At 64.2% G+C, this 23,454-nt stretch carries 22 protein-coding genes and 3 pseudogenes; 14 read left to right on the plus strand and 11 right to left on the minus strand.

Features of this window, described 5'->3' with window-relative positions; translation table 11 throughout:
* Positions 1-12: 12 nt before the first annotated feature.
* Entirely contained in the window at positions 13-519 is a 507-nt protein-coding gene (locus ACVWYI_RS26575) for a GNAT family N-acetyltransferase (RefSeq protein ID WP_456663605.1), read from the plus strand.
* Between the two features lie 57 nt (positions 520-576).
* Here ACVWYI_RS26575 and ACVWYI_RS26580 read toward each other — a convergent pair.
* From ACVWYI_RS26580 to ACVWYI_RS26595, 4 genes and pseudogenes are all read right to left on the minus strand, one after another.
* Positions 577-2,570 (minus strand): annotated as a pseudogene (locus tag ACVWYI_RS26580) (DEAD/DEAH box helicase).
* 310 nt (positions 2,571-2,880) lie between these two features.
* A complete protein-coding gene (locus tag ACVWYI_RS26585) occupies positions 2,881-3,393 on the minus strand; it encodes a hypothetical protein (protein ID WP_456663606.1) in 513 nt (170 codons plus the stop codon).
* A gap of 113 nt (positions 3,394-3,506) precedes the next feature.
* Complete coding sequence (locus ACVWYI_RS26590; RefSeq protein WP_456663607.1) at positions 3,507-3,935, minus strand: VOC family protein; 429 nt, start codon at positions 3,933-3,935, stop codon at positions 3,507-3,509.
* 111 nt (positions 3,936-4,046) lie between these two features.
* Positions 4,047-5,199: pseudogene (locus ACVWYI_RS26595) on the minus strand (zinc-binding dehydrogenase).
* A 432-nt stretch (positions 5,200-5,631) separates the two neighbouring features.
* On the opposite strand from ACVWYI_RS26595, the gene ACVWYI_RS26600 reads away from it, so the two are divergent.
* From ACVWYI_RS26600 to ACVWYI_RS26615, 4 genes are all read left to right on the plus strand, one after another.
* Entirely contained in the window at positions 5,632-6,879 is a 1,248-nt protein-coding gene (locus tag ACVWYI_RS26600; RefSeq protein WP_456663608.1) for an MFS transporter, read from the plus strand.
* A gap of 51 nt (positions 6,880-6,930) precedes the next feature.
* Positions 6,931-8,097 (plus strand): MFS transporter, encoded by a 1,167-nt coding sequence (locus ACVWYI_RS26605; protein ID WP_456663609.1) that lies wholly within the window; start codon positions 6,931-6,933, stop codon positions 8,095-8,097.
* Between the two features lie 67 nt (positions 8,098-8,164).
* Complete coding sequence (locus ACVWYI_RS26610) at positions 8,165-8,776, plus strand: PilZ domain-containing protein (protein ID WP_247353131.1); 612 nt, start codon at positions 8,165-8,167, stop codon at positions 8,774-8,776.
* A gap of 331 nt (positions 8,777-9,107) precedes the next feature.
* The gene (locus tag ACVWYI_RS26615; protein ID WP_456663610.1) at positions 9,108-9,734 is read left to right on the plus strand and encodes a transglutaminase-like cysteine peptidase; all 627 of its coding nucleotides are present in this window, start codon (positions 9,108-9,110) and stop codon (positions 9,732-9,734) included.
* 123 nt (positions 9,735-9,857) lie between these two features.
* Here ACVWYI_RS26615 and ACVWYI_RS26620 read toward each other — a convergent pair whose 3' ends face one another.
* A complete protein-coding gene (locus tag ACVWYI_RS26620) occupies positions 9,858-11,606 on the minus strand; it encodes a CYTH and CHAD domain-containing protein (RefSeq protein ID WP_456663611.1) in 1,749 nt (582 codons plus the stop codon).
* Positions 11,607-11,775: 169 nt separating this feature from the next.
* Positions 11,776-13,083, minus strand: a complete 1,308-nt coding sequence (locus ACVWYI_RS26625) for an amidohydrolase family protein (RefSeq protein ID WP_456664579.1) — start codon at positions 13,081-13,083, stop codon at positions 11,776-11,778.
* 391 nt (positions 13,084-13,474) lie between these two features.
* Between ACVWYI_RS26625 and ACVWYI_RS26630 the strand changes: the two genes are divergently transcribed.
* Positions 13,475-13,654 (plus strand): hypothetical protein, encoded by a 180-nt coding sequence (locus tag ACVWYI_RS26630; protein ID WP_456663612.1) that lies wholly within the window; start codon positions 13,475-13,477, stop codon positions 13,652-13,654.
* Positions 13,655-13,671: 17 nt separating this feature from the next.
* Here ACVWYI_RS26630 and ACVWYI_RS26635 read toward each other — a convergent pair whose 3' ends face one another.
* Positions 13,672-14,379, minus strand: a complete 708-nt coding sequence (locus ACVWYI_RS26635; protein ID WP_456663613.1) for a GntR family transcriptional regulator — start codon at positions 14,377-14,379, stop codon at positions 13,672-13,674.
* A gap of 266 nt (positions 14,380-14,645) precedes the next feature.
* Between ACVWYI_RS26635 and ACVWYI_RS26640 the strand changes: the two genes are divergently transcribed.
* The 6 genes and pseudogenes from ACVWYI_RS26640 to ACVWYI_RS26665 all read left to right on the plus strand — a co-directional run bounded on the left by ACVWYI_RS26640 (position 14,646) and on the right by ACVWYI_RS26665 (position 20,215).
* The gene (locus ACVWYI_RS26640) at positions 14,646-15,632 is read left to right on the plus strand and encodes an ABC transporter ATP-binding protein (protein WP_456663614.1); all 987 of its coding nucleotides are present in this window, start codon (positions 14,646-14,648) and stop codon (positions 15,630-15,632) included.
* Between the two features lie 40 nt (positions 15,633-15,672).
* Positions 15,673-16,962 carry an ABC transporter substrate-binding protein gene (locus ACVWYI_RS26645; RefSeq protein WP_456663615.1) on the plus strand — a complete coding sequence of 430 codons (1,290 nt, stop codon included), beginning with the start codon at positions 15,673-15,675 and terminating at the stop codon, positions 16,960-16,962.
* A 4-nt stretch (positions 16,963-16,966) separates the two neighbouring features.
* The gene (locus ACVWYI_RS26650; RefSeq protein WP_456663616.1) at positions 16,967-17,926 is read left to right on the plus strand and encodes an ABC transporter permease; all 960 of its coding nucleotides are present in this window, start codon (positions 16,967-16,969) and stop codon (positions 17,924-17,926) included.
* A 6-nt stretch (positions 17,927-17,932) separates the two neighbouring features.
* On the plus strand, positions 17,933-18,811 hold the full coding sequence (locus ACVWYI_RS26655; RefSeq protein ID WP_247338811.1) for an ABC transporter permease: 879 nt from the start codon (positions 17,933-17,935) through the stop codon (positions 18,809-18,811).
* Positions 18,811-19,544: pseudogene (locus tag ACVWYI_RS26660) on the plus strand (aspartate/glutamate racemase family protein). Before ACVWYI_RS26655 ends, ACVWYI_RS26660 begins: the two are co-directional and overlap by 1 nt.
* Positions 19,545-19,720: 176 nt before the next feature.
* Positions 19,721-20,215 carry a hypothetical protein gene (locus ACVWYI_RS26665; protein ID WP_456663617.1) on the plus strand — a complete coding sequence of 165 codons (495 nt, stop codon included), beginning with the start codon at positions 19,721-19,723 and terminating at the stop codon, positions 20,213-20,215.
* Positions 20,216-20,392: 177 nt separating this feature from the next.
* Here the strand turns inward: ACVWYI_RS26665 and ACVWYI_RS26670 are convergent, their stop codons facing one another.
* Complete coding sequence (locus ACVWYI_RS26670; RefSeq protein WP_456663618.1) at positions 20,393-20,773, minus strand: hypothetical protein; 381 nt, start codon at positions 20,771-20,773, stop codon at positions 20,393-20,395.
* Between the two features lie 103 nt (positions 20,774-20,876).
* Entirely contained in the window at positions 20,877-21,194 is a 318-nt protein-coding gene (locus ACVWYI_RS26675) for a hypothetical protein (protein WP_247338819.1), read from the minus strand.
* Positions 21,195-21,290: 96 nt separating this feature from the next.
* Between ACVWYI_RS26675 and ACVWYI_RS26680 the strand changes: the two genes are divergently transcribed.
* Positions 21,291-21,506: a hypothetical protein gene (locus tag ACVWYI_RS26680; RefSeq protein WP_456664636.1), complete on the plus strand. Its 216-nt coding sequence runs from the start codon at positions 21,291-21,293 to the stop codon at positions 21,504-21,506.
* 59 nt (positions 21,507-21,565) lie between these two features.
* On the opposite strand, the gene ACVWYI_RS26685 is transcribed toward ACVWYI_RS26680, so the two are convergent.
* Together ACVWYI_RS26685 and ACVWYI_RS26690 are read right to left on the minus strand one after the other, a co-directional pair.
* Complete coding sequence (locus ACVWYI_RS26685; RefSeq protein WP_247446455.1) at positions 21,566-22,096, minus strand: gamma carbonic anhydrase family protein; 531 nt, start codon at positions 22,094-22,096, stop codon at positions 21,566-21,568.
* Between the two features lie 90 nt (positions 22,097-22,186).
* A complete protein-coding gene (locus tag ACVWYI_RS26690; protein WP_247338823.1) occupies positions 22,187-22,516 on the minus strand; it encodes a DUF6949 family protein in 330 nt (109 codons plus the stop codon).
* A 220-nt stretch (positions 22,517-22,736) separates the two neighbouring features.
* Between ACVWYI_RS26690 and ACVWYI_RS26695 the strand changes: the two genes are divergently transcribed.
* A complete protein-coding gene (locus ACVWYI_RS26695) occupies positions 22,737-23,444 on the plus strand; it encodes a hypothetical protein (RefSeq protein ID WP_456663619.1) in 708 nt (235 codons plus the stop codon).
* The last annotated feature ends 10 nt before the right edge of the window (positions 23,445-23,454 follow it).

Genomic DNA, 23,454 nt, shown 5'->3' on the forward strand with positions numbered 1-23,454 from the left:
CGACGGATCGACATGAGCAAGCCGCATTGGCGTCCCGCGCGCGCGTCCGACCTGCCGGCGATCAGCGCGATCGCAGCGCGCATCCACCCCGATCTGCCTGAACGCCCCGAGGTGTTCGCGGAAAAGATGCGGCTCTATCCCGATGGTTGCCGCGTGCTTGCCGCGGAGGACGAGATCGTCGGCTACGGACTCGCCCATCCCTGGACGCAACACCGGATTCCGCCGCTCGACGGCTTCCTCGAACAACTGCCCGGCGATGCGGACTGCCTCTATGTGCATGACGTCGCGGTGCTGTCCGACTTTCGCGGCGGCGTCGCGGGCGATTATGTCGCTGCGATCGAGCAGCTCGCGCGCGCGTCAGGGATCGCGACGCTCGCGCTGGTGTCGGTCTACGCCACGCGGCCGCTGTGGGAACGCCTCGGCTTTCGGGCCGTCACGGCGAACGCAGAGCTGCGTGCAAAGCTCGCGTCCTACGGCGACAACGCGACCTACATGCTCCGCGATCTCGCTGCGACGTAATGCCCCTTCACGGTGCAATCCCGCGGCAACATTCTTGCCGACGCCGGAAGGCAGCCGTCAGTCTCGATGCTTCTTTTTCGTCTTCGGCTTCTTTCCGGGTGCGCTCTTCCCAGGCCACGAAGTGACCGAAGGCTCTGCGTGGCCCGGCTTGTTCTTCTTCTTTTTCTTTGCGAAGGAAGGAGCATCGTCGAATTTCGGTCCACGCTCGCCCTGCGCCTTGTCGTATGGCTTGCCGTGTGGTTTGCCGTGCGACTTGAACCCACCCGGCTCGCGCGGGCGATCGTCGCGACGTTCACGATGGTCGCTGTCGCCGCTCTCGCGCCGCGGCGCGTGGGACCGCTCTTCCGAAGGCGCCTGCCGCTGCGGCGCATCCGCCATCGACTCGATGCGGATGTTGTCTTCCTTGTCCGGACGCTTGATCTTGGCGGCGAAAGATTCCACGACCCGCTCGGAAATCTCGAACTCGGTCGTGGTGTCCATGATCTTGATAGCGCCGATGTCGTTCTTGTCTATGCCGCCGCGGCGGCAGATCATCGGCAACAGCCAGCGCGCTTCCGCATTCTTGCGTCGCCCGATGTTGGCCCGGAACCAGACGGTGGCCTCCCCCATGCCGTGACGCGGCGAGGATTTCCCCTTGGAGCGCGGCCCCGCAGGGCGATCATCGCCGCGCGAGGTGCGGACATCGTCGCGCGGTGCGCGGGCATCGTTGCGACCGCGATCGTCGCGCGGCCGGCTGCTTCGCTCGCCCGGGTCCATGATGTCTTCGGGCGACGGCAGCCGCGCGCGATAGAGCCGTGCGAGCGACGCGGCGATCTCCTCAGCCGACCGCTCTCGGCCAGCAACGCCTGCGCCAGCGCCAGATCGTCGGCGGTCGTCTCCTCGGTGAACAACACGTCCTTCATGCGCTCGTGATCGAGCTTGCGGATCTCATCCGGCTGCGGCGCCGTCCCCCAGACCGCGTCGATCCCCGAGACATTCAGCAGCATTTCCGCACGCCGCCGTCGCACGGGCGGCACCAGCAGGATACTCGTCCCCTTGCGACCGGCGCGACCGGTGCGGCCCGAGCGATGCTGCATGACCTCGGCGTCGTTGGGCAGGTCGGCATGAATGACAAGGTCGAGGCTCGGCAGATCGATGCCGCGGGCGGCGACGTCGGTCGCCACACAGACGCGCGAACGTCCGTCCCGCAGCGACTGCAGCGCCGTGGTTCGCTCGTTCTGCGTCAATTCGCCTGACAGCGCGACCACCGAGAAGCCGCGCTCCAGCAGCGCCGCCTGCAAATGCCTGACGTGATCGCGCGTGCTGCAGAAGACCAGAGCGCTCGGCGCCTCGTAGAAGCGCAACACGTTGACGACCGCGTGCTCGGCATCGCCGGGCGCGATTCGGATCGCGCGGTACTCGATATCGGCGTGACCGCCTTCGTCGCCGGCGACCTCGATCCGGAAGGCCTGCTGCTGATACTGCTTCGCCAGCGCGACGATGCCGCGCGGGAACGTGGCCGAGAACATCAGGGTGCGGCGCGTGTCCGGCGTGGTCTTGAGGATGAACTCCATGTCCTCGCGAAAGCCGAGATTGAGCATCTCGTCGGCCTCGTCGAGAACCACCACCTTCAATTCGGAGATGTCGAGACGGTTGCGCCGCAGATGATCGCATAGCCGGCCGGGCGTACCGACGACGATGTGAGCGCCGGCCGCAAGCTCGCGCTGCTCGCGCCGCGGATCCATGCCGCCGACGCAGGAGACGACGCGCCCGCTCGCATGCTCGTACAGCCACGCCAGCTCGCGATGGACCTGCAAGGCAAGCTCACGGGTCGGCGCCACGATCAGGGCAAGCGGTGCACCCGCCCGCTCGAACCGCTCGGCGCCATCAAGCAGATCCTTGAACAGGTCCTTGGCCATGGCCAGCCCATAGGCCAGCGTCTTGCCGGAGCCGGTCTGGGCCGAAACCAGCAGGTCGCGGTCAGTGGCCTCGTCGGTGAGCACGGCGAGCTGAACGGGGGTCGGACGGTCGTAGTTGCGCTCGGCCAAAGCTCGGGCGAGCGGCGGACTCATGGTCGGAAAAGACACGGGATAAAACCTTGGTTGGTCCAGGCGCGGAACGTTGAGCCGCGCGACCTGAAGCTGCGTAGGCGGCAAATGGTCCAGCCGCACGCGTGGTGATTTGATTTGCACGCTCTTTACGCCAAGCGCGGGCAAATCACCATGCCTATGACGCATGGCTTTGGCGGCATCGAGAATAAGCTTACCGCTGGCGCCACCCACTACATCCAGCGTTTTCCGGCCGTTTTTCTGCATATAGCGAAATTTTGCGTCAAAGCCACCACCGCAGCGTGCAAGCTCGCATAGAGACGACGCGCCGGCCCTAATCCCGGGAGGTCACCAGCCTGCCGAAGCCGCCGACCAGCCTGACTCTTGCCCGCGCAACGGCGTCTCTTGCCGCGCGGCTCAAGGCATGGACCGCGCGCCAGGCTTCGGTGGCTTGCAGCCATGCTCTCACCTCGGCGAACTTCCCATAGACCCAGGCAAAAGCCGGAATCCGCATCAGCTTGTCGCGCGTGAGATGGAACAGGCGCTCGACCAGCACGAGCTTGAGCAACTCGCCGACGATGAGAGTCGCGGCGCCACTCACGAACTGACCGGTTGCGGCGAGATAGGCCGCCACAGGCTTGATCGGCTCCAAAATGATCACGGGCACGGAAAACAGGGCGAGCGACGGATAAGGCGGCAGCGATCTGATCCAGGCGCGCAATCGCCTGAATTGGAAATGCCGCCCAATCCAGCGCGAGATTGGCCTCGCCACAGCCATGAAGACCGCATCCACCAGGAAGTAGATGGCGGCCAGGATGTAAGTGACCGGTTTCAGGATTCGCTTCACGATACCTCTCCTGCGAACTGAAAGCCGGAACTGGGGCCTAAGTTTCACCTCGGCGTGAATAACTCGCGGATTTCCGATGGAACTTTTCGGGCGGCGGCCCGGCTCCCCGCATTTCAGATCTCCGCATAGACCTCCAAAAGATAGCCGTCGGGGTCGCGGAAGAACAGCGTCCGATGCCCGAACGACTGGTTCGTCGGCGGCGACAGCAGCGCAACGCCCCGCCGCACGAGTTCGTCAGCGCACGCATCGACTTCGGCCGCGGAGACCTTGAAGGCAAGCTGCAGCGAGGCGCTGCCCGCTGGCGTCGGCGCATCGGCCGCGGTCCGGCTCGATTTTGCGAGAGCGAGCGTGTTGCTGCCCAAGCCGTACTCGATCCAGTTCGTCGACAACTCGCGCAGCAGCGGAAAGGCAAGGACGTCTTCATAGAAGCGGCGCATCGCCACCATGTCGCGCACGAAGATGACGGTGTAGTCGATCGCGCGGATGGCGTGGAAGGGGGAGCGCGTGCGTTGGTCTGGTTCGGGTGTCTCGTCCATCATCATGCCTTTCACTCCAAACGTCCGCACGCAGCTTGTATGGAGCGTAGCGGAATACGAGGAGCCACAAGCGAGAATCCCGGCTTACGCTACAGCGCAATCCGGGCCACGAATTTCTCACTCCACCAATTCCGGCCACGGCACGATGGTCGACTTCACCGTCTTCATCGCCATGGCGTCCCTGACCGCCTGCGCGACGCCTTCTTCCATGAAGGGGTAGATCGTCTGCATCTTCAGCCAGGGATATTTGTCGCGGGTGCGATAGAGCATGTCGACGCCGAGCGGAAGATCATTACCGGTAAAGCCCCAGGATCCCAGCACGTTGAGGTCTTTGGTGCAGATGCGGTGCCAGGACGTCTCGATCGAGCCGGCGTCGGTGAACTGGCCCATCTCGACATAGGTGCCGCCGTCGCGCAGCATCTCGATGCCTTCGGGGCCGGCGGTCGGATGGCCCGAACAATCCATCACGAGATCGGCGCCGAAGCCCCCGACAATCTCGCGCACGCGCGCGATACGATCTTGCGGCGATTTGATCTCCTCGATGTTCACAGTCGCCTCCGCGCCGAATTCGCGCGCGAGCTTGAGCCGCGGCTCCTCCGGCGCACCGACGCAGATCACGCGCCCTGCTCCCATCTCCTTTGCGGCCGCGACGGCGAGAATGCCGATCGGACCCGAGCCCTGGATCACCACCGTGTCGCCCCAGGTGAAACCGCCGGCTCGGCCAGCGCGGTTGAAGGCGCGAATGCAGGAGGTCAGCGGCTCCGACAACGCGCCCAGCCGCAGCGACATGTCGTCGGGCAATTTGTAGATCTTGGTGCCCGGCAGCATGTCGAGATCGACATAGACATATTCGGCCCAGCCGCCCCACATGTGAGGCGCTTTGTCGAAGCCGAGATATCGGCCGTAGTAGACCGGCGTACAGGCACTTGTTGGCTACTTGCGGATAATGGATGCAGTAATAGCAGCGGCCGCAGGGCATCAGCGGCGGGATCATCACTTTCGATCCCACCTTGAGCGGCTTGCTCATGAAGTCCTCGGTGAATTCGTCGCCGCATTCGACGATCACGCCGCCGATTTCATGACCGAGCGTGAACGGCCAAGGCAGCGGCTTCGGCCAATGTCCCTTCAGAATGTGCAGGTCCGTGCCGCAGACGCCGCACGCGCCGACCTTGATCAGCGCGGCCTTTTTGCCGACCTTTGGCCATGGCACGCTGCGGATGACAGGCTCGCTGCCCGGTCCCGCGTGGGTGCAGACGCGGATTTGGTCCATGGCTGTTTCCTCGATGCCCGCTTTTGTTATGTTTGGTGGTGCGGGCTGCGGGGAAGCGTATTTGAGATGCGCGGTCGTGCCAAGGTGCGGTCTCGTAGCCCGCATGAGCGAAGCGGAATGCGGGACCGGCGCTCCCGGATTTCGCTGCGCTCCGTCCGGGCTACGGCGCCCAACACATTCACCGCCGTCATCCTGAGGTGCGAACCTTGCGATGCATTTGCATCGCAAGGTAAAGCCTCGAAGGATGGGCCACAGGCGCTCGCGGCCTATCCTTCGAGGCGCGCAAGGGCGCGCACCTCAGGATGACGGTTGAGCTTGTGGCAGCAGCGCATGGCTGATCTCCAAGCACACCCAAGTAGCTTGAGCGCTTAAGTATCTTGAGCGCTTACCGGCGAACGTGTAAGGCCCCAAGAGTCCCACCCAGGTGCCCCCTTGAACCCCCTCCCCCAAAATCCTGTCGTCGCGTCCGGATCGTTCGCGGCGATGAAGTCGGTGCCGTACCGCCTCCAGTTCATGGCCTACGTGCTGGCGATGATGGCTGACAATATCGAGCATGTGATCAGCTACTGGGTGGTGTTCCAGAAATTCCATTCGCCGGCGCTGGCGGGCTTTGCCGTGCTGTCGCACTGGCTGCCGTTCCTGTTGTTCTCGGTCGCGGTCGGGGGGCTCGCCGACCGCTTCGATCCGCGCCGCATCATCCAGTGCGGCATGCTGCTGTTCATCGTGGCCTCGAGCGGATGGGGCTTCTTCTTCATCACCGATACGATCCAGATGTGGCACGCGATGCTGCTGCTGGTGGTCCATGGCTGCGCCGGCGTGTTGTGGCAGACGCCGAACCAGCTCCTGCTCTACGACCTCGTCGGTCCCGCCGATCTTCCGAGCGCGGTGCGGCTGAACGCGATGGCGCGCTATCTCGGCATCCTGGTCGGGCCTGCCGTCGGCGGAATCATCATGCTGACGCTCGGCACCTCGCATGGCATCATCTTCAACACGCTGTTCTACCTGCCGATGCTGCTGTGGCTGTTCTGGGCGCCGGTACGAGACAAGAGTGTCGCCGTGCGGCGCTTCGCGGTGCGCGGCCTTGCCGACATCATGTTGACGATGCGCGCGATCGGCACGCAGCCGGTGCTCACGGCGATGACATGGCTTGCCGGCCTCACCTCCTTCATGATCGGCAACGCCTATCACGCCCAGATGCCGGGCTTTGCCGGCGATCTCGGCCACGGCGACCCCGGAATCTCCTACAGCGTGCTGCTCGCGGCCGATGCTGCGGGCGCACTGCTCGCGGGCATCGCGCTGGAATCCTGGGGACGGCTCAAGGGCACGCCGCGCACCGCGATCATGCTCGCCATGTTGTGGAGCGTGGCGCTGCTCGGCTTCGCCTCGGTGCGGATCTATCCGGTTGCAATCGTGCTGTTGTTCTTTGCAGGCCTCTTCGAGCTGTCGTTCAACACCATGGCGCAGGCGCTGGTGCAGTTGAACGCGCCGTCCGACATTCGCGGCCGCGTCGTCGGCCTCTACAACATGGCGGGGCTCGGGATGCGGGCGTTCAGCGGCATCACCGTCGGGCTATCAGGTGCGGCGATCGGCATTCACTGGTCGCTCGGCCTGTCGGCCGCGGTGCTGCTGGCGCTGCTGTGTCTCCTGTACCAGCGCGCGATGAGGAAGGCAGCCGGTTGACTCCGGCCTCGCTCCACCGCACCCTCGATACAGGGCTGGGGAGATGAGGCGTTGCGCAATCGCTGGTGCATTCTTGCGATCCTGTTCGTCGTTCGCCTCACCATTGCGTTCCAGTTCCAGAGCGTGGCTGCGGTCGCGCCGCTGCTGCAACAGACTTTTGGAGTCGGGCTCGCCGACATCGGCATCCTGATCGGGCTGTATTTCACACCCGGCATCGTGCTGGCGCTGCCGGGCGGCGCGATCGGCCGGACCCTTGGCGACAAGCCCACGACCATCGCGGCACTGCTGCTGATGACGGCCGGCAGCCTCGTCATGGCCGCCACCGATGTCTGGGGCTGGCAGATGGCGGGCCGGCTTGCCTCCGGCGCCGGCGGCGTGCTGCTGACCGTGCAACTCACCAAGATGGGCACCGACTGGTTCGCCGATAAGGAGATCGCCACCGCGATGGCTATCTTCGTCAACTCCTGGCCGGCGGGCGTTGCGATCTCGCTGCTGGTGCTGCCGGCGATCGGCACCGCCTATGGCGCGGGCGCCGTGTTCCTCGTGGCCGGTGCGCTGACCGCGATCGGCATTGTGCTGATCACGTTTTATCAACCGCCGCCGGGAGCCACCGCCAGCGCAGCCGGCTCCGGGCGGCTTGATCCGCTTGCTCTCTTGGCGGTGATCGTCGCGGGCGCGATCTGGGGCCTCTATAATGTGGGCTTCGCCATGATCTTCTCGTTCGGCCCGTCATTGCTCGCCGAGCGCGGCTGGAGCATTGCCACGGCGGGATCGGCGATCAGCCTCGTAATGTGGCTGTCGGTGATCTCGGTGCCGGCAGGCGGCTATCTCGCCGATCGCTTCAAGCGACCGCTCGTGCTGGCGATCGCGGCCAGCCTCGTGGTGGCGGGGCTGTTGGCCTGGCTGACCCGATCCGACGCCGTGATCACGATCCTGGTCCTGATCGGCCTGATCGGCGGCCATCCGGCCGGCCCGATCATGAGCCTGACCGCCCGCGTGCTCGTGTCGGAAACGAGGGCGATCGGGATGGGCGTGTTCTACACTCTCTTCTATGCCGCGATGATGCTGGGACCGGCGGTGGCGGGGCGGCTCGCCAAATCGGCCGGGACCGCCGCGGTCGCGCTCGACCTCGGCGCATTGACGGTGCTGGCCTGCCCGCCGCTGATGTGGCTTTTCGAGCGCATCGTGTCTGTCCGTAATCGACGCGCCCAATCCTAACGCGGCATTAACCCTGTGCACCTTAGGGTCGTCCCGGACTCCGCCAGGCGGGGGGTCGGGTGTGAAAATGGCGTTGGCGAACAAAAAATTTCTTCCGGCCGCCGAGGAACGTCGGCGTTTCCAGCGGGTGAAGGTTCACCTGCTCGGCCGCTACATGCTGCCGGACCGCCGTGAATTCCCCTGCCAGGTAATCAACATGTCGCCGGGCGGGCTGGCACTGCTGGCCCCCGGCATCGGCAATGTCGGCGACCGCGTGGTCGCCTATCTCGACCATATCGGCCGCGTCGAGGGCAAGATCACCCGCATCATCGACAATGGCTTCGCCATGACCGTGGGTGCGACGCCGCGCAAGCGCGACAAGCTCGCCGCGCAGCTCACCTGGCTCGCCAACCGCGACATCCTCAATCTGCCGGAAGACCGCCGCCATGACCGTATCGTGCCGCGCAACCCGATCGCGGTGCTGACGCTCGAGGACGGCACCAAGATGACCTGCCGCATCATCGACCTCTCGCTGTCGGGCGCCGCCATTGCCGCCGAGAACCGCCCGCCGCTGAACTCGACGGTTCTGCTCGGCCGGGTGCAGGGCCGCGTGGTTCGAAACCTCGAAGATGGCTTCGCGCTCGAGTTCATGCATTCGCAGCCGATCGAGACACTCGAAGAGAGCGTTACCGCGCGGTAAAGCGCGAAGGCGCCAAAACCACTGTATTTCACGCCCTGATGGCGGCCTCCGCGATGCGGACGCCGCCTTTTTCATGGGTCGTGACGAGCCTCGCGCGGGTTAACGCGAGGGCTGCGGACGCGTGCAAACAACGGTTCCGCCAGCGTTTCTGCGTTAATCGATAAAATTTGAATCAATTGCAGTCATATCGAATTTTATTCGAATTTGATTCAAGTATAGTTTGAATTCGTCGCGCCTTTTACTTGTATTCGTCTCGACTTTACTTGGCCGATTTAGCGGCAACTCAAAAGCTGCGTGCGCAATGTGGTCCCAACAAGAAACGGGGGCCGCAATGTTTGATTTCAGGGGACAGGGGAAGGGAATGGCGCTGGCCGCCATGCTCTTCGGAATGAACGCGGCAGCGCAGGCCGGCGAAGGCCGTCTGCTCTATGCAAGCCTCGGCGACACCACGCGTTCGCCGATCGGCTGGGTCGAATTCTGTGCGGACAATGCCGCTCAGTGCCAGGGCGCGCCGACGCAACCGCGCGACATCGTGATGTCGCAGGCCGCATGGCGCGACCTCGTCAAGGTCAATCGCTGGGTCAACGAGACCGTCAAGCCTTTGACCGACCAGGAGCACTGGGGCGTGATCGAGAAGTGGTCGCTGCCGTCGGACGGTTACGGCGACTGTGAAGACTACGTGCTGTTGAAGCGCAAGATGCTGATCGATGCCGGATGGCCGCGCGAGGCCCTGCTCATCACCGTCGTGCGCGACAAGAAGGGTGAAGGACACGCGGTGCTGACGGTGAAGACCGACAAGGGCGAGTTCGTTCTCGACAATCAGAACGAGAACATCGTTGCCTGGACGGAGACCGGCTACCGCTTCGTCAAGCGCCAGTCACAGAGCGATCCCAACGTCTGGGTTTCGCTGGGCGATACCAGGCCGGCGGTCTCCACCGCCAGCGCAAGAGACCAGTAAGAACGAGACAAGGAGTTACGCGACCCGGTCACATCCCCACCCCTCCCCGTCCCAGACCGGTTCGCGCGCGGCCAGCCATCCCCCAATGGCTGGCCGCAACTTTTTTTGGGGATGTCGTTTCGTTCAATCCTGCTGCGTCTGCCGCGACCAGGGCACGCGCGCGGCGGTGAAATCGCGCCACGTGCTTTGCAGAGCGGGCTGCACCCCGACCGACGCGCGCGCCTGCCAGCCGGCGATCGCCGCCGCGGCGATGGCGCTGTCAGGCCCGGCACCGAGCCCTTCGAGCAATGATGCCGTGACCGCCATGTCATTGAAGGCGCCGAGCTGCTCCTGCAAGCCGGCGAGCCTGCGCGAGAATTTTCGCGCGGATTTGCGGTCCTCGTAGAGCGGCAGCAGGAACTCGCTGAGATAGCGCAGCCGCTTGGTCGCGAGCCGCACCCGGTGCAGATCTTCGGCGGCAAGCGACTTGAAGCGGCGGCCGCGCTTGAGCAGCTTCGCATGTTGCTCCGACAGAATGCGCTGCGCGAAGTTGATGGCGGGCTCGGCGAGCCGGCCGGGGTCTTCGGCGGCGACGTCGTTGCGCCAGCCCCGCGTCTCGATCCAGTTTCCGAGGCCGATCAGGAACGTGGTGCAGCGGCGATCGTCAAGTGCGTGATGCGCCTTGCGATAGGCGTCGGACCGACGCGCGGCCGCAACCCGGCCCAGTGCATCGAAGCCTGCGACCGACGGACAGGCCTTTGCGATGGTCGGCAAGGTCTCGAGCCGGAACACGTCCCAGTCACGCGCGGCGGAGAGGTCTTGCGCCAGCCATCTGGCTTCCGACCGCAGCGCATCGAGATTGCTGAGCGCGCCGACCGATCGCATCAGGTCCAGCGCCGATCGAAGCCTGCGCAGCGAGACGCGAAGCTGATGCACCCCTTCCGGATTGCGACCGTCCTCGGCCGCGGGCAGTGATTGAAGCAAATGGAGGAAGCAGGAGCGCAGGATCGTCGCGAACGCCTCGTCGAGCGTAACCGACGCATCGAGGCGAAGTTTTCGCGGACGTCGCGCCGAGGGCGGTTTGTCGGCGGCAAGATCGAAGCCGCGCGCCGATTTGGTGCGAACCGACGGCTTCACCGCCCCGTGCTCGGCAAGCCGCAATGCGATCTCGTAGATCGCGCTCGCGCTGCCGCTCTTCAGCTCAAGTTCGATCTCGCTCACCGGTAACGTCCGGTCGCCGGCCGTGAGGACGCCCCGGTCAAACGCGATTTCGACCGTGCCGGACGGCAGGTCAATCATCCGCGCATGACGATGAACGTCGGCCGTGAACACCGCTTCGAGCGGCTGCGCTTCGAGATGGCTGCGAAGCTTCTCCGCAATGAAAGGCATCGCCAGAGCCGGGTCGGGCGCAAGCGACGACACCCTCGCCTCCCACTCGCCGCGGCGCAGTGGATCATGCACCGCATCGGTTTTCACGGTTTGCACGAAGCGTGCGCCGCTCTGACGAACGCGCAAGCTCAAGCCGTTGCGACGCAGCGTCCGCTCCGGCGTGTCATAATAGACCGACTTGAGATGTTTGCGCGCGCCCTTGTTGCGCGCGTTCGCCGCGATGACGGGCGCTGCGTTGAAATGCGCCATGCGATCGGCATCGACGAGAAGCTTGAGCTCGATTTCACCGGCGGGCCGCGCGGCGGCGTTCGACTGGGTTGGCCCGGGTGCGGGCGTCGCCTCTTGCGATGGCGTCTGGTCGATCACAGCGCCCTCGACGATCCCTGGTTCCACGCCGGGCTCGGCCGGTTCACGCTGCCTGAAGAAGCCGGCGGCGACTTGCGTCCGGCGCGCTCGAAGTCTTGCAAGCCGGCTTAGCGTCTGATTGAGCATTTCCGGTGACATGACAGTTCAATGACAGAGCGCCATTCTATAGCCGGTACCGTCCGCAAGGAATAGTCACGTTACGCCGCGGTGCGTGGCCGTCGACACGATGTCACGCGCAAAAATCGGGCAACGCCTGTCACAATCCGGGGTAACGATGCGAATTAAATTGCTGCACTGCGCGTGCGCGTCAGCGTGCCAGACTGTTCTTGTAGATCCTGCCGCCCTTCATGATCAGCACAAAATTCTTCGCGGGATCTTCGACGAGATTGATGTTGTCGAGCGGATTGCCGTCGACCAGCAAGAGATCGGCAAGCGCGCCCTCCTCCACCACGCCGAGCTTACCTGGGTAAGGATTGCGCAGGCCTGACAGGTTCAGCAGCTCCGCATTGGTCGACGTCGCCATCGCCAGCGCTTCGGCCGGTGTGTACCAGCGCGTCAGCGCGGCCAACATCGAGCCCTGCCTGTCCGCCAAGGCCTTCGAGAACAGCACGTCAGTGCCGAACGCGGTCTTGATGCCGTACTTCTTCACCAGCGCGTAGACGCGATCGGTGCCGGCAACCACCTGCCGCATCTTATCCTGCTCCGCTGGCCCCAACCCCGCCGCGGCGGAGAGGTCGAGGAATGGCTGCGTGCTGAGCCAAATCCCCTTCTCCGCGATCAGCTTCGCGCTCGCCTCGTCCATGAGGTGACCGTGCTCGATGCATCTCACGCCGGCTGCGATCGAGCGCTGGATCGCGACCGGCGTGTAGGCGTGGGTGGCGACATAGGTGCCCCAATTGTCGGCGGCCTCGACGGCGGCGCGCAGCTCGGGCTCGGTGAAGGTGGAGACATCGAGCGGGCTGAAGGGCGACGCGACGCCGCCGCCCGCCGTGAGCTTGACCTGCGAAGCACCCTGCATGAGCTGCTCGCGCGCGCGCACGCGCACCTCGTCGGGACTGTCGGCGACCATGCTGCCGCCGATCCGCTCCATGCGGCTGAGCATGCCGCCGATGGTGCGCGGCAGATCGGAGAGCTGGCGGAAATCACCATGACCGCTGGTGATGGTGATGATGGCGCCCGAGGGATAGATGCGGGGACCGGCGACAAGATCCTCGTCGATGGCCTGCTTGAGGCCGAAGCTCGGCCCGCCCATGTCGCGCACGGTGGTGAAGCCGCGCATCAGCGTCGCGGTCGCCTCGCTGGCCGCAAGCAGGTTGTTGTAGCCGATATCGCCTGCGAGCGCGGCCATCGGCGTCGGGCGCACCAGCATCGTGTGCCAATGCGCATCGATCAGCCCCGGCATCAGCACGCGGCCGCCGCCGTCGATCACCTGACCGGTGGCTGCGATGTCGGCAGTCGATATCTTCTCGATCTTCCTGTCCCTGACCAGAACATTGGACGCAACCGAGAGCGTCGCGTTCTTTCCGTCGAAAATCCTGACGTTACGGAACAGGACGGCAGCGTCCTGCTGGGCCGCCGCAGGCGACGCATTGCAGAGAAGCACTGCAAGCAGCATCGCGAGCCCGCCCCGCACTTTCAATCCCGGCATGATCTCCCGCTCCAGAACCCAACCGCGCGATGGTAGTTGATGCCTCGTGCCCCATGGAGTCAATTTGCAACCCTAGGGAGATTCTGCAATTCAGCCATCCGACTGCGGCAAAGGTGCACCGCGAACTTTGCTCGGGAATATCAGGAAACTGAGTAAGCGCGGCTGTCTCACATACATCGAACTCAAATCAAATGCAGACGCTGCAAAAGTCCAGGATCAACGCCAGATTGCAATTTGCGCATTCGAGAGTACGATCGCGCCGGCCTGCTCGACTGGGGAGAGAAGTAACAGGGACCGCGAGCGCAGGCGCGAAATGACGAGGCGCAACATGGTGGCACAAACAACTGACGGACACGTCATGCTGGTCAAGAAACTCGGCGGACTCCTCGCAATCATCATCGGATGTCTGCTGACGGGAATCGGCGTGACCTTCGAATACGGCGGCACGACGTTCGCCGGCGTTCTTTTCCTGATCCTCGGCGCGATCCTGCTCGTGCTGAAGATCATGAAGCGCAACGAAGGGTCTTCGCTGCCGTAGCCAAACGATGCGGTTCGTTAGGCGCCCAGCACGTCCGCGAGCCGCAACTCGTCCGCGGCGGGATCTTTCAGAAACAGCTCGGCCTCGATCTCGTTCAGATGCGACAACATCTGCGCGCGGGCGGCCGCTCTGTCGCGTTTGCGGATCGCGGCGACGATGCCGGCGTGATGATCAGTGCCGCAGGCCGGCGTGTCGTGGCGGCGATAGAGCAGGATGATGAGCGAGGAGCGCGCGATCAGCTCCTTCAGGAAACCGAGATAGATGCTGTGACCACTCATCTCGGCGACGAGGCGATGAAAGTCGCCGGAGAGCCGGACCGAGGCGCGCGCGTCGCCGCGTGATTCCGCCTCGCGTTCCTCGGCAAGATGCCGCTGGAGACGATGGATCCAAGCCGGTGACACCGCGTCAACCGCGTGATCGACGATCGTCGGCTCGACCAGGCGGCGCGCCTCGAACACTTCGCGGGCATCCGCAGGCGTCGGACGTGCGATGAAGGCGCCGCGGTTCTTCTCGATGTTGACGATGCCCTCATGCGCGAGCTGCTGGAGCGCGGTGCGAACCAGCGTGCGGCTTGAGCCGTAGATCTCGCCGATCTCGTCCTCGCCGAGTTTCGTACCCGGCAGCAGACGATGCTCGAGGATCGCCGCGGTCACGCCTTCCCGGATGCGGCTGACGCGATCGTTCGCATCTGGCGCGTCGGATTTCGGTCGGGACTTGGCGGCCATGGGTGTGAGGACTCGATCGGCAACGTTCGGCCTCGAATGGTAGTCGACGAGCTGTATCCAATCACAGGCGAAACTTTATACAATCCGCGCCTGTTTTGTGTGCACGCAATTGCGAAGGCAGCGAGCCGACCGGACGCACGAGATTCGATCTAACGATCTGACTCCGCAGCACTGTTTTGCAATTCGGCCAGCCCAGGACGATTCAAGCGCGCTTGGCACGGACCTTGCGGAGAGAGGCGAAGCATCGCCCTCTCCCCGGACACGCCATGGCCACTCCCGCCGCTCTCGAACTGGTCGCCGTCACCAAGCGTTACGACACGACGCTGGCGGTCGACACCGTCAATCTGAAGATCCCGGCAGGCACCTATTGCTGCCTGCTCGGCCCCTCCGGCTGCGGCAAGACTTCGACCTTGCGCATGATCGCGGGCCACGAGGCGGTCAGCGAAGGCGACATCATCCTTGGCCCGCAAAACGTCACCGACCTCGCGCCCGCCAAGCGCGGTACAGCGATGATGTTCCAGTCCTACGCGCTGTTTCCGCACCTGACCGTGCTCGACAATGTTGCGTTTGCCCTGAAAATGCGCGGTGTCGACCGCGCTATCAGGCACAAGCGTGCCGGCGAACTGCTCGAGCTCGTCGCAATGAGCTCCTATGCCGGCCGACTGCCGGCCCAGCTCTCCGGCGGCCAGCAGCAGCGCGTGGCGCTCGCCCGCGCGCTGATCACCGAGCCGCAGATCCTCTTGCTCGACGAGCCGCTCTCCGCGCTCGATCCGTTCCTGCGGGTCAGGATGCGCGGCGAGCTGAAGCGGCTGCAGCGCGAGCTCGGCATCAGTTTCATCCAGGTCACCCACGGCCAGGAAGAGGCAATGGCGCTTGCCGACCACATCGTGGTGATGAACCAGGGCAAGATCGAGCAGCAGGGCTCGGCCCGCGACATCTTCCATCACCCCAGCACCGAATTCGTGGCGCGCTTCATCGGCGGCCACAACGTCCTCAGCGACGCCGGCAAACTCATTGCCGTGCGCGCCGATCAACTCGGCATCACGCCGTTTGTTGAGGGTGCGTTCGGCGCGCCGGCGCTGCTGACCCAGACCGAGTACCAGGGCTCATATGTCGCCGTCTCGCTTACGCTCGACGACGGCACTGCCTTGTTCGCCCACGTTCCCGAGACCGTGTTCGACGCCCGCCCTTTCCGTCCGGGCGATCGCGTTCTGGTCACCTGGGATCCCGCCAAGGCGCAGCGCCTGCAATAGCGTCCATTGATCGAAAATGCGCAACAGAGGAGTGACTGGTATGACCGAGACGACCAAAAAGACCGGCGTCAGCCGCCGCACGCTATTGAAGAGCACCGCTGGTCTCGCCGGCCTTGCCGCCGGCTCCGGCGCAATCACCGGCTTCCCCTACGTGATGTCGGCCGAGCCGAAGGTGCTGCGCTATCTCGGCACCGCCGTGAACGAGGGCGACGACATCTCCAAGCAGTGCCTGAACGACACCGGCATCAAGATCGAATACATCACCGCGACCACCGACGACGTCACCAAGCGCGTGATGACCCAGCCGAACTCCTTCGACGTGCTGGACACCGAATATTTCTCGCTGAAGAAGATCGTGCCGTCGGGCAACATCCTTGCCCTCGACTCCAGGAAGATCAAGGAATTCGACAACATCACGCCCGTCTTCACCAAGGGCCAGACGCCCGGCGGCAAGAAGATCGGCGGCCAGGGCACCGCGCCCTGGAAGGTGCTGTATCTCGAAGGCAAGGACTCCAAGAAGTTCGCGACGTCGGCGACCGAATTCGTCACGCTGATTCCGACCGTCTACAACGCCGACACGCTCGGCGTCCGTCCCGACCTGATCAAGCGGCCGATCAGCTCGTGGGCCGAGCTGCTCAACCCGGAGTTCAAGGGCAAGGCCTCGATCCTCAACATCCCCTCGATCGGCATCATGGATGCCGCGATGGTCGTGGAAGCCTCCGGCAAGTACAAATATGCCGACAAGGGCAACATGACCAAGGAAGAGATCGATCTCACCATGAAGGTGATGATCGAAGCCAAGAAGGCCGGCCAGTTCCGCGCGTTCTGGAAGGACTTCAACGAGAGCGTCAACCTGATGGCGTCGGGCGAAACCGTGATCCAGTCGATGTGGTCGCCGGCGGTGACGAAGGTGCGCTCGATGGGGATCGCCTGCACCTTCCAGCCGCTTAAGGAAGGCTATCGTTCCTGGGCTTCCGGCTTCTGCGTCTCCAAGGGCGTGTCGGACGCCAAGCTCGAATGGGCCTACGAGTTCGTCAACTGGTTCCTGGCCGGCTATGCCGGCGCCTATCTCAACCGCCAGGGCTATTACTCCGCCGTGCTCTCCACCGCGAAAGCGCATATGGAGCCCTACGAGTGGGCCTACTGGATGGAAGGCAAGGCAGCCGAGAAGGACATCAAGGCGCCCGACGGCTCGCTGCTCGAAAAGGCCGGCGCCGTGCGCGACGGCGGCTCCTACGAGGACCGCATGGGCGGCGTTGCCTGCTGGAACGCGGTGATGGACGAGAACGACTACATGGTCCGCAAGTGGAACGAGTTCATCGCGGCGTAATCTGATGGACACGTCGGAGGACATCCTGCAACAGGCATCCCCGGACCTCGTCCGGGGGTCAGGCACAGCGCGCGCCGCGAAAGCGGCGCGCCTGTCGCCATCCTTCGTCTCCTGGCTCCAGGCCGGGCCGATGATGTTGGTGTTTCTCGCCTTCTTCTTGATCCCGCTGGCCTTCGTCGTCATCGTCTCCTTCTGGGACTACAACGAATACCAGTTGCTGCCGGCCTTCTCCGGCCGCGGCTACACCGACACGTTCGAGGGCTGCATCGCGCAGCTCCCCGATCTCTGCACCATCGCCAAGACCTATTTGAAAACGCTGAAGCTGTGCTTCCTGGTCTCGGCAATCACGCTGTTCATCGGCTTCTGGGTCGCCTATTTCCTGGCCTTCCACGTCAAGTCCAGGACCTGGCAGATGGGATTGTCGCTGCTCTGCACGATCCCGTTCTGGACCTCCAACGTGATCCGCATGATCGCGTGGATCCCGCTGCTCGGGCGCAACGGCCTGGTCAATTCCGGTCTGGTCAAGACCGGTGCGATCAATCAGCCGCTGGAATGGCTGCTGTTCTCCGAGTTCTCCGTGGTGCTGGCGCTGGTCCACCTCTTCACCTTCTTCATGGTGGTGCCGATCTTCAATTCGATGGTGCGCATCGACAATTCGCTGATCGAGGCCGCCTATGATGCCGGCGCCACCGGCTTCCAGACGCTCGTCAACGTCATCATCCCGCTGGCCAAACCCGGCATCGTGATCGGCTCGATCTTCGTCATCACCATCGTGATGGGCGACTTCATCACCATCGGCGTGATGGGCGGCCAGCAGATCGCGGCCGCCGGCAAGATCATCGAGACGCGGGTGAACGCGCTGCAATTCCCGGCAGCGGCCGCAAACGCCGTGATCCTGCTTGTCATCACCTTCCTGATCATCACCATGATGTCGCGCATCGTCGACATCAAGAAGGAGCTATAGGAGGCGATGAAGGAGGGACGCCCGCGCAGCTTCTACGTGCTCGCGATCTTCTTCGCGGCCTACACGCTGTTCCTCTACGGCCCGATGATCGCGATCTACGTGCTGTCGTTCCAGGGGCCGCAGGGCGGCCTCACCTTCCCGATGAACGGCGTCTCGACCTTCTGGATCGCAAAACTGTTCCAGGGAACCGGCATCGTCGATCTCGGCGCGGCCTTTCGCCGTTCGCTGCTGCTTGGCATCATCGTGATGATCGTTACCGTCGTGCTGTCGGTTGCTGCCGGCATGGCGTTCCGCAGGAAGTTCAAGGCGCAAAGCATCTTGTTCTATTCGGCGATCGCGAGCCTCATCGTTCCCTCGATCATCACCTCACTCGGCATCTCGCTTGAATTCCGCATCATCGACGATCTGATCAAGGCGCATTGGAACGAGAACTTCGAGACCTCGATGGGCCTGCTGACCTCGGGCCTTGGCGCACATCTGACCTGGACGCTGCCATTCGGCCTGCTCATCATGTTCGCGATCTTCAACCGCTTTGATCCCCGGCTCGAAGAAGCCGCACGCGACCTCGGTGCGACGCCGTGGCAGGCCTTCCGTCATGTCGTGCTGCCGATCATCCTGCCGTCGGTGATCGGCATCGGTCTGTTCGGATTCACGCTGTCCTGGGACGAGCTGGCGCGCTCGAGTCAGGCGATCGGCGCGGTGAACACATTGCCGCTCGATCTCCAGGGCCTTACCACGACGGTGACGAACCCGGATATCTATGCGCTCGGCACCATCATCTCCGCGGTTTCGTTTGCGGTGATCACGCTTGCGCTCGGCACCATCCACATGCTCAACAAGCGGCAGGCGGCGAAGGGCTCGGACGCCGGCAAGGGACTTGTCTGATGCGGCTTCACGTCGTCAATCCCAACACTACGGGCGTCGATGACAACGAAGATCGCCGCCGCCGCGCGCGCGATCGCCCTGCCCGACACATTGATCGATGCGCGCCAGCCGGCGATGGGCCCGGTCTCGATCGAGGGATTTTACGACGAGGCCTTTGCGGCGCCCGGCATGCTCGGCTGCATCCGCGACGCCGATCGCGACGGCGCGGACGCCCACATCATCGCCTGCTTCGACGACACCGGCCTCGACGCCGCGCGCGCGATCGCGACGGCACCGGTGATCGGCATTGGCGAAGCGGGCTTCCACATGGCGAGCCTGATCGCCGCGCGCTTCGCCGTGGTGACGACGCTCGGTGTCTCCATCGTGCCGATCGAGCATAATCTTAAGAGGTACGGTCTCATCGAGCGCTGTGCCCGCGTCCGCGCTGCCGAGGTGCCGGTGCTCGCGCTTGAGGAGCGCAATACTGATGCGCTCGCAAAAATCTCCGCGGAGATCACAGCCGCGATCCGCGACGACCGCGCGGAGGCCATCGTTGCTCGGTTGCGCCGGCATGGCCGATCTCGCTGCAGAACTCGCCGCCACGCACGGCCTGCCCGTGATCGACGGCGTCGCCGCCGCAGTGACCTTGGCGGAATCACTGGTGCGCCTGGCGCTGAAGACCTCCCGGCTCGGGCCCTATGCGGCGCCGCGATCGAAGACCTATGCCGGGCCGTTTTCTCCGTTTCAGCCCTGATCCCTATCCTGAAGAGACCTTCGGAGGTCTCAAGGCCTGTGTTTGCTGGCTTTTTTTGCTCTTAGCCTCTTTTTGGTCCCATTCCTTGCCGAAACGTAACGCTTTCGGGACACCCCGGTGATCTCAGGGTTGCCGGTTTTCGTCACTCACCAAGTTTCAATTTGGGTTTGTCAGCGATGATCGATCTCGCAGAGGACGCACCGTCCAACCCCCTCCTTCGTCTCGGCGCCCAGCCCATCGCGCTGACCGCTGCCACCCTCCTCCTGCTGATCGCCGGCGTGACCTCGATCGCGATCTGGCGCGCCTATACCGGCTCAGCTCCTGAGACCGACCGGGTGGTGGCGTCGCGGCAGCTTCAAGCCCGCACCGCACAGGCCTCCGAGCAGCTGTTCGAGAAGACCAAGGGACTGGAGGCGACCCAGCAGGAATCGATCGACCAGCTCCAGGTCGTGCAGGACCAGCTCCAGACGGTGAAGCGGTTGCTCGCATTCCAGCAGGCCGACACCAAGCGCCTGTCCGAGCAGGTCGCAACGCTGAACGAGTCGATCGACGGCCTGCGGCAGTCCTTTGCCAGCGTCCGGACGACCGAGGTGGAGACCCCCTCGGTTACCCGCAGGAAACCGGTGCGGCAGCGCGTCCACGCCAGCGCGCGCAAGCGCTCGCGCGGCTGAGCTGCTCGCGACGCAGCTTTAAATTTTTTGACTTGTGAACTGGATCACATTCGCCAATATGAATCTGAGCGATGCTAGCCGTTACCGGATGGCGTGAGCCGATTTCAATGTCCGGGGCTGGCAAGGTCGTTGACGGTATACTGCGTCGACGACCTTGTTTTTTGATGGGTACAGCGCCTATTCGCAGACATCCACACGGCGGATACGCCAGCCTGACTGCGTCATGACGCGCTTCCGCACGACGTAGCAGCCGCCATAGCCACCATCGTCGTAGCCGGTACCATAGTAATACGGATTGCCGTAATAGGGTTGGCCGTAGCCGTAATAGCCGCCGTAGTAGCCGGCTCCGGCGATACCCGCCCCGATCGCGATTCCCGGCCAGAAGCCGCCGCCACGCCAGCCGCCGCCATGACCCCAGCCACCGCCATGGCCCCAACCGCCGCCGTGGCCCCAGCCGCCGCCGCCGTGACCGAAACCGCCGCGCGCCTGGGCCGCCTCTGGGGCCGACAGCCCGACTATCGCGACGGCCAGCGCCGCCATCATCATCTTGCGTAACATCACTCGATCCTCCGCGTGGACACGCTCCACGCCTCAAAGCAGGACCAAGCTAGCGTCCCTTGGGCATTCCGGACAGCTATACTGCCTCACTTCCGCGCGAGCATCAGCAGCCGCGGCAGATGCTCTTGAGCTTCTTGTCGAGCAGCCGGTTCTCGGTGTTGACGGTGGCATCAGCCTCACCTGCGCCTGTGCCGGTGCCGGTGGTGACGCCGGGCGAACCACCAGATGATTGCGCCGTACCCAGGCTGTTGGTGCCGGGTGGCGAGGCGGGAGAGTTTGAGACACCACCACTACCCGTGCCGGTCGATCCAGCGGAGCCGGTTGCGCCGCCGGTCGCTTGCGCGAACGATACGGCCGGCATCGCCGCAAGGACAAAGATCACGAGGACGGTCTTGAGGAGGACTGTGGACAATCTGGCCATCGGAAATTCTCCTTCGCCGGTCAACGGCCGCAGCCAAGGCCGGTTCCGGAACAAAGGCCGTTGCATCAACTTGAAAGCGGCAAGGCAGGCACGATCATGCCCAAACCAAACGCGTTCGACGCGGCAAAACCGACAGGCGAAATCACGATGACGGATCGCGATCCTCTTGCAGAGGGCGAACGTTCCGCGCGCGAGAACATCCCGGCAGCAGCCAATCCATACCGGGACGGCAGCAACGAGCATGCGTTGTGGGCCGCCGGGCACGAGAAGGTCGCCGGCCCGATCGAAGCGAGCGAGTCCGAGGGAAGCTGACGCGCGGGTGTTTCTACGGTACGAAACCAAATGCCGGCCGCGCACGGCCTGCGTGCATCTCAGCCGATCCGTTTCAGGCCCTTGGCGAACCGAGGACCGTTTGCGGCATAGAATCTGGCTGCGCTCCCCATCTTCTGGACCTGGCTGTCGTCGAGCGTGCGGATCACGCGCGCCGGCGAGCCGATGATCAGGGACCGTTCGGGGAATTCCTTGCCCTCGGTGATGACGGACCCGGCGCCAACGATGCTGTTGCGGCCGATCCTGGCGCCGTTCATCACGATCGAGCCCATGCCGATGAGCGCGCCCTCCTCGATGGTGCAGCCGTGCAGGATGACATTGTGGCCGACCGTGCAGTTGCTGCCGATGACGAGGGGAAAGCCGAGGTCGGTGTGGCAGGTCGAGCCGTCCTGTACGTTGGCACCCTCGCCGATCTCGATCCACTCATTGTCGCCGCGCAGCACGGCACCGAACCAGACGCTCGCACCCGGCTTCAGCCGCACGCGGCCGATCACAGTGGCGGTCTCCGCGATGTAGTAATTGCCGTCGGCGGGAAGGTCGGGCGCCTGCCCGTCGAGCTCGTAGATCGCCATGAGGGTCTCCTGTCACGCTAAGACTGGCATAGCGAAACGGAGGCCTCGACGCAAAGGGCCGCCGCGCCGGCAGCTCTTAAAGCGCGCGCATCAGACCAGAACGCCGGCCGCGCGCAGCGTCATCAGGAAGAAGGTGCCGCTCATCATGCTCCAGAAGCCGGCGATGACGGTCGCCATCATCACGAACTCGACTCGGCGGCTTTCCACCTGCATGCCGCGCAGGGTGTTGCGCATGATGATGAAGGGCGCCGCGAACACCAGGAACGGAACCGCCGCGAAGGTCTTCGGCGCCACGCCGTCCTGCAGCAGGCCGAAGCCGGCAGGCCGCTGTGCGACCGCCTGGTATCCGCTCACGAGTGCGCCCGCGAGCGCAAAACCGATGAAGATGGAGAAGAAAGTGTTGAGAGCTTCAGGTGTCATCGGAACGGTCCGCCTTACGCAACGCCGGGGCCTTCCTGTGACAAATAGGGCTGGTTAACGCTACATTATCCTTAAGGGAAGGTTAACGCCGCCGGCCATCCCGCGCAGGCCCCTCTCCCTTTCCCGCAGCCGGCGAACGCTCCGCGAAATCGCCGCCGCGTGGCATATTCGCGGCTGATTCGTCGGCCATCGGCCGACCTCGGACTCATTCGCGCGGCTCATGACGGTGTTTTCGGCAACCTCTCCTCAGTCCCCCCGAACGCGAACCCGGGCGCATGTCGTCCCGATCGTGCTCGGCGGCGCGGCCGCGGTGTGCGCGGTCGCGCTCGTCGCCTATTTGTTGTGGCCGACCTGGGGCAGTAGCGGCGCGAACGCCCCGGACAAGCTGCCCGTGAGCGTCGGCGGTACGCTGTTCAACCTGCCGATGACAGCGATCCGAATGAAGATCCAGCGCCACTCCGGGCCGCAGGAGCGGATCGATCTCGACTTCCTGTACCCTTCGCTGGAACCGCCGGGCGCGCCGAAGCACGTCACCGCCGATAGCGTGGATGCGGCAATGCAGCCGATCGACCGCATCTTCCTGTCGATCGCCGCGCATCGCGATGCGCTCTCGCCCGAGCAGCGTACCGCCACGATATATCCGCGCTATCTCGACCAGGCTGCGGCGATGCCCGCGGACGGGCTGACGATGCGGATGTTCCGCGCCGATACGCCTTACGGCAGCGAGGATTTCTATTCTGCTGCAAGTCCCGCGCTGACCGCGCGCTGTACGCGCGATGCAGCGACGCCCGGCATGTGCCTGTCCGAACGCCGCGTCGGCGGCGCCGACCTCACCTTCCGCTTTCCGCGGAGTTGGCTCTCGCAATGGCGCGATGCGGCGGAAGCGATGGACCGGCTCGCCGCGCAGTTGCGCGGGCCGCGGCTCTAACACCCGTGGT

This window comes from Bradyrhizobium sp. LB13.1 (assembly GCF_054056815.1).

Bases quoted from the DNA above. Each gene is read 5' to 3' on its own strand.
- ACVWYI_RS26695 (WP_456663619.1), top strand. From the start codon at position 22,737: ATGACGGTGTTTTCGGCAACCTCTCCTCAGTCCCCCCGAACGCGAACC.
- ACVWYI_RS26655 (WP_247338811.1), top strand. From the start codon at position 17,933: ATGAAGGAGGGACGCCCGCGCAGCTTCTACGTGCTCGCGATCTTCTTC.
- ACVWYI_RS26690 (WP_247338823.1), bottom strand. From the start codon at position 22,516: ATGACACCTGAAGCTCTCAACACTTTCTTCTCCATCTTCATCGGTTTT.
- ACVWYI_RS26665 (WP_456663617.1), top strand. From the start codon at position 19,721: ATGATCGATCTCGCAGAGGACGCACCGTCCAACCCCCTCCTTCGTCTC.
- ACVWYI_RS26640 (WP_456663614.1), top strand. From the start codon at position 14,646: ATGGCCACTCCCGCCGCTCTCGAACTGGTCGCCGTCACCAAGCGTTAC.
- ACVWYI_RS26575 (WP_456663605.1), top strand. From the start codon at position 13: ATGAGCAAGCCGCATTGGCGTCCCGCGCGCGCGTCCGACCTGCCGGCG.
- ACVWYI_RS26685 (WP_247446455.1), bottom strand. From the start codon at position 22,096: ATGGCGATCTACGAGCTCGACGGGCAGGCGCCCGACCTTCCCGCCGAC.
- ACVWYI_RS26620 (WP_456663611.1), bottom strand. From the start codon at position 11,606: ATGTCACCGGAAATGCTCAATCAGACGCTAAGCCGGCTTGCAAGACTT.
- ACVWYI_RS26590 (WP_456663607.1), bottom strand. From the start codon at position 3,935: ATGATGATGGACGAGACACCCGAACCAGACCAACGCACGCGCTCCCCC.
- ACVWYI_RS26625 (WP_456664579.1), bottom strand. From the start codon at position 13,083: ATGCTGCTTGCAGTGCTTCTCTGCAATGCGTCGCCTGCGGCGGCCCAG.
- ACVWYI_RS26645 (WP_456663615.1), top strand. From the start codon at position 15,673: ATGACCGAGACGACCAAAAAGACCGGCGTCAGCCGCCGCACGCTATTG.
- ACVWYI_RS26675 (WP_247338819.1), bottom strand. From the start codon at position 21,194: ATGGCCAGATTGTCCACAGTCCTCCTCAAGACCGTCCTCGTGATCTTT.
- ACVWYI_RS26670 (WP_456663618.1), bottom strand. From the start codon at position 20,773: ATGTTACGCAAGATGATGATGGCGGCGCTGGCCGTCGCGATAGTCGGG.
- ACVWYI_RS26635 (WP_456663613.1), bottom strand. From the start codon at position 14,379: ATGGCCGCCAAGTCCCGACCGAAATCCGACGCGCCAGATGCGAACGAT.
- ACVWYI_RS26630 (WP_456663612.1), top strand. From the start codon at position 13,475: ATGCTGGTCAAGAAACTCGGCGGACTCCTCGCAATCATCATCGGATGT.
- ACVWYI_RS26650 (WP_456663616.1), top strand. From the start codon at position 16,967: ATGGACACGTCGGAGGACATCCTGCAACAGGCATCCCCGGACCTCGTC.
- ACVWYI_RS26680 (WP_456664636.1), top strand. From the start codon at position 21,291: ATGCCCAAACCAAACGCGTTCGACGCGGCAAAACCGACAGGCGAAATC.
- ACVWYI_RS26615 (WP_456663610.1), top strand. From the start codon at position 9,108: ATGTTTGATTTCAGGGGACAGGGGAAGGGAATGGCGCTGGCCGCCATG.
- ACVWYI_RS26610 (WP_247353131.1), top strand. From the start codon at position 8,165: ATGGCGTTGGCGAACAAAAAATTTCTTCCGGCCGCCGAGGAACGTCGG.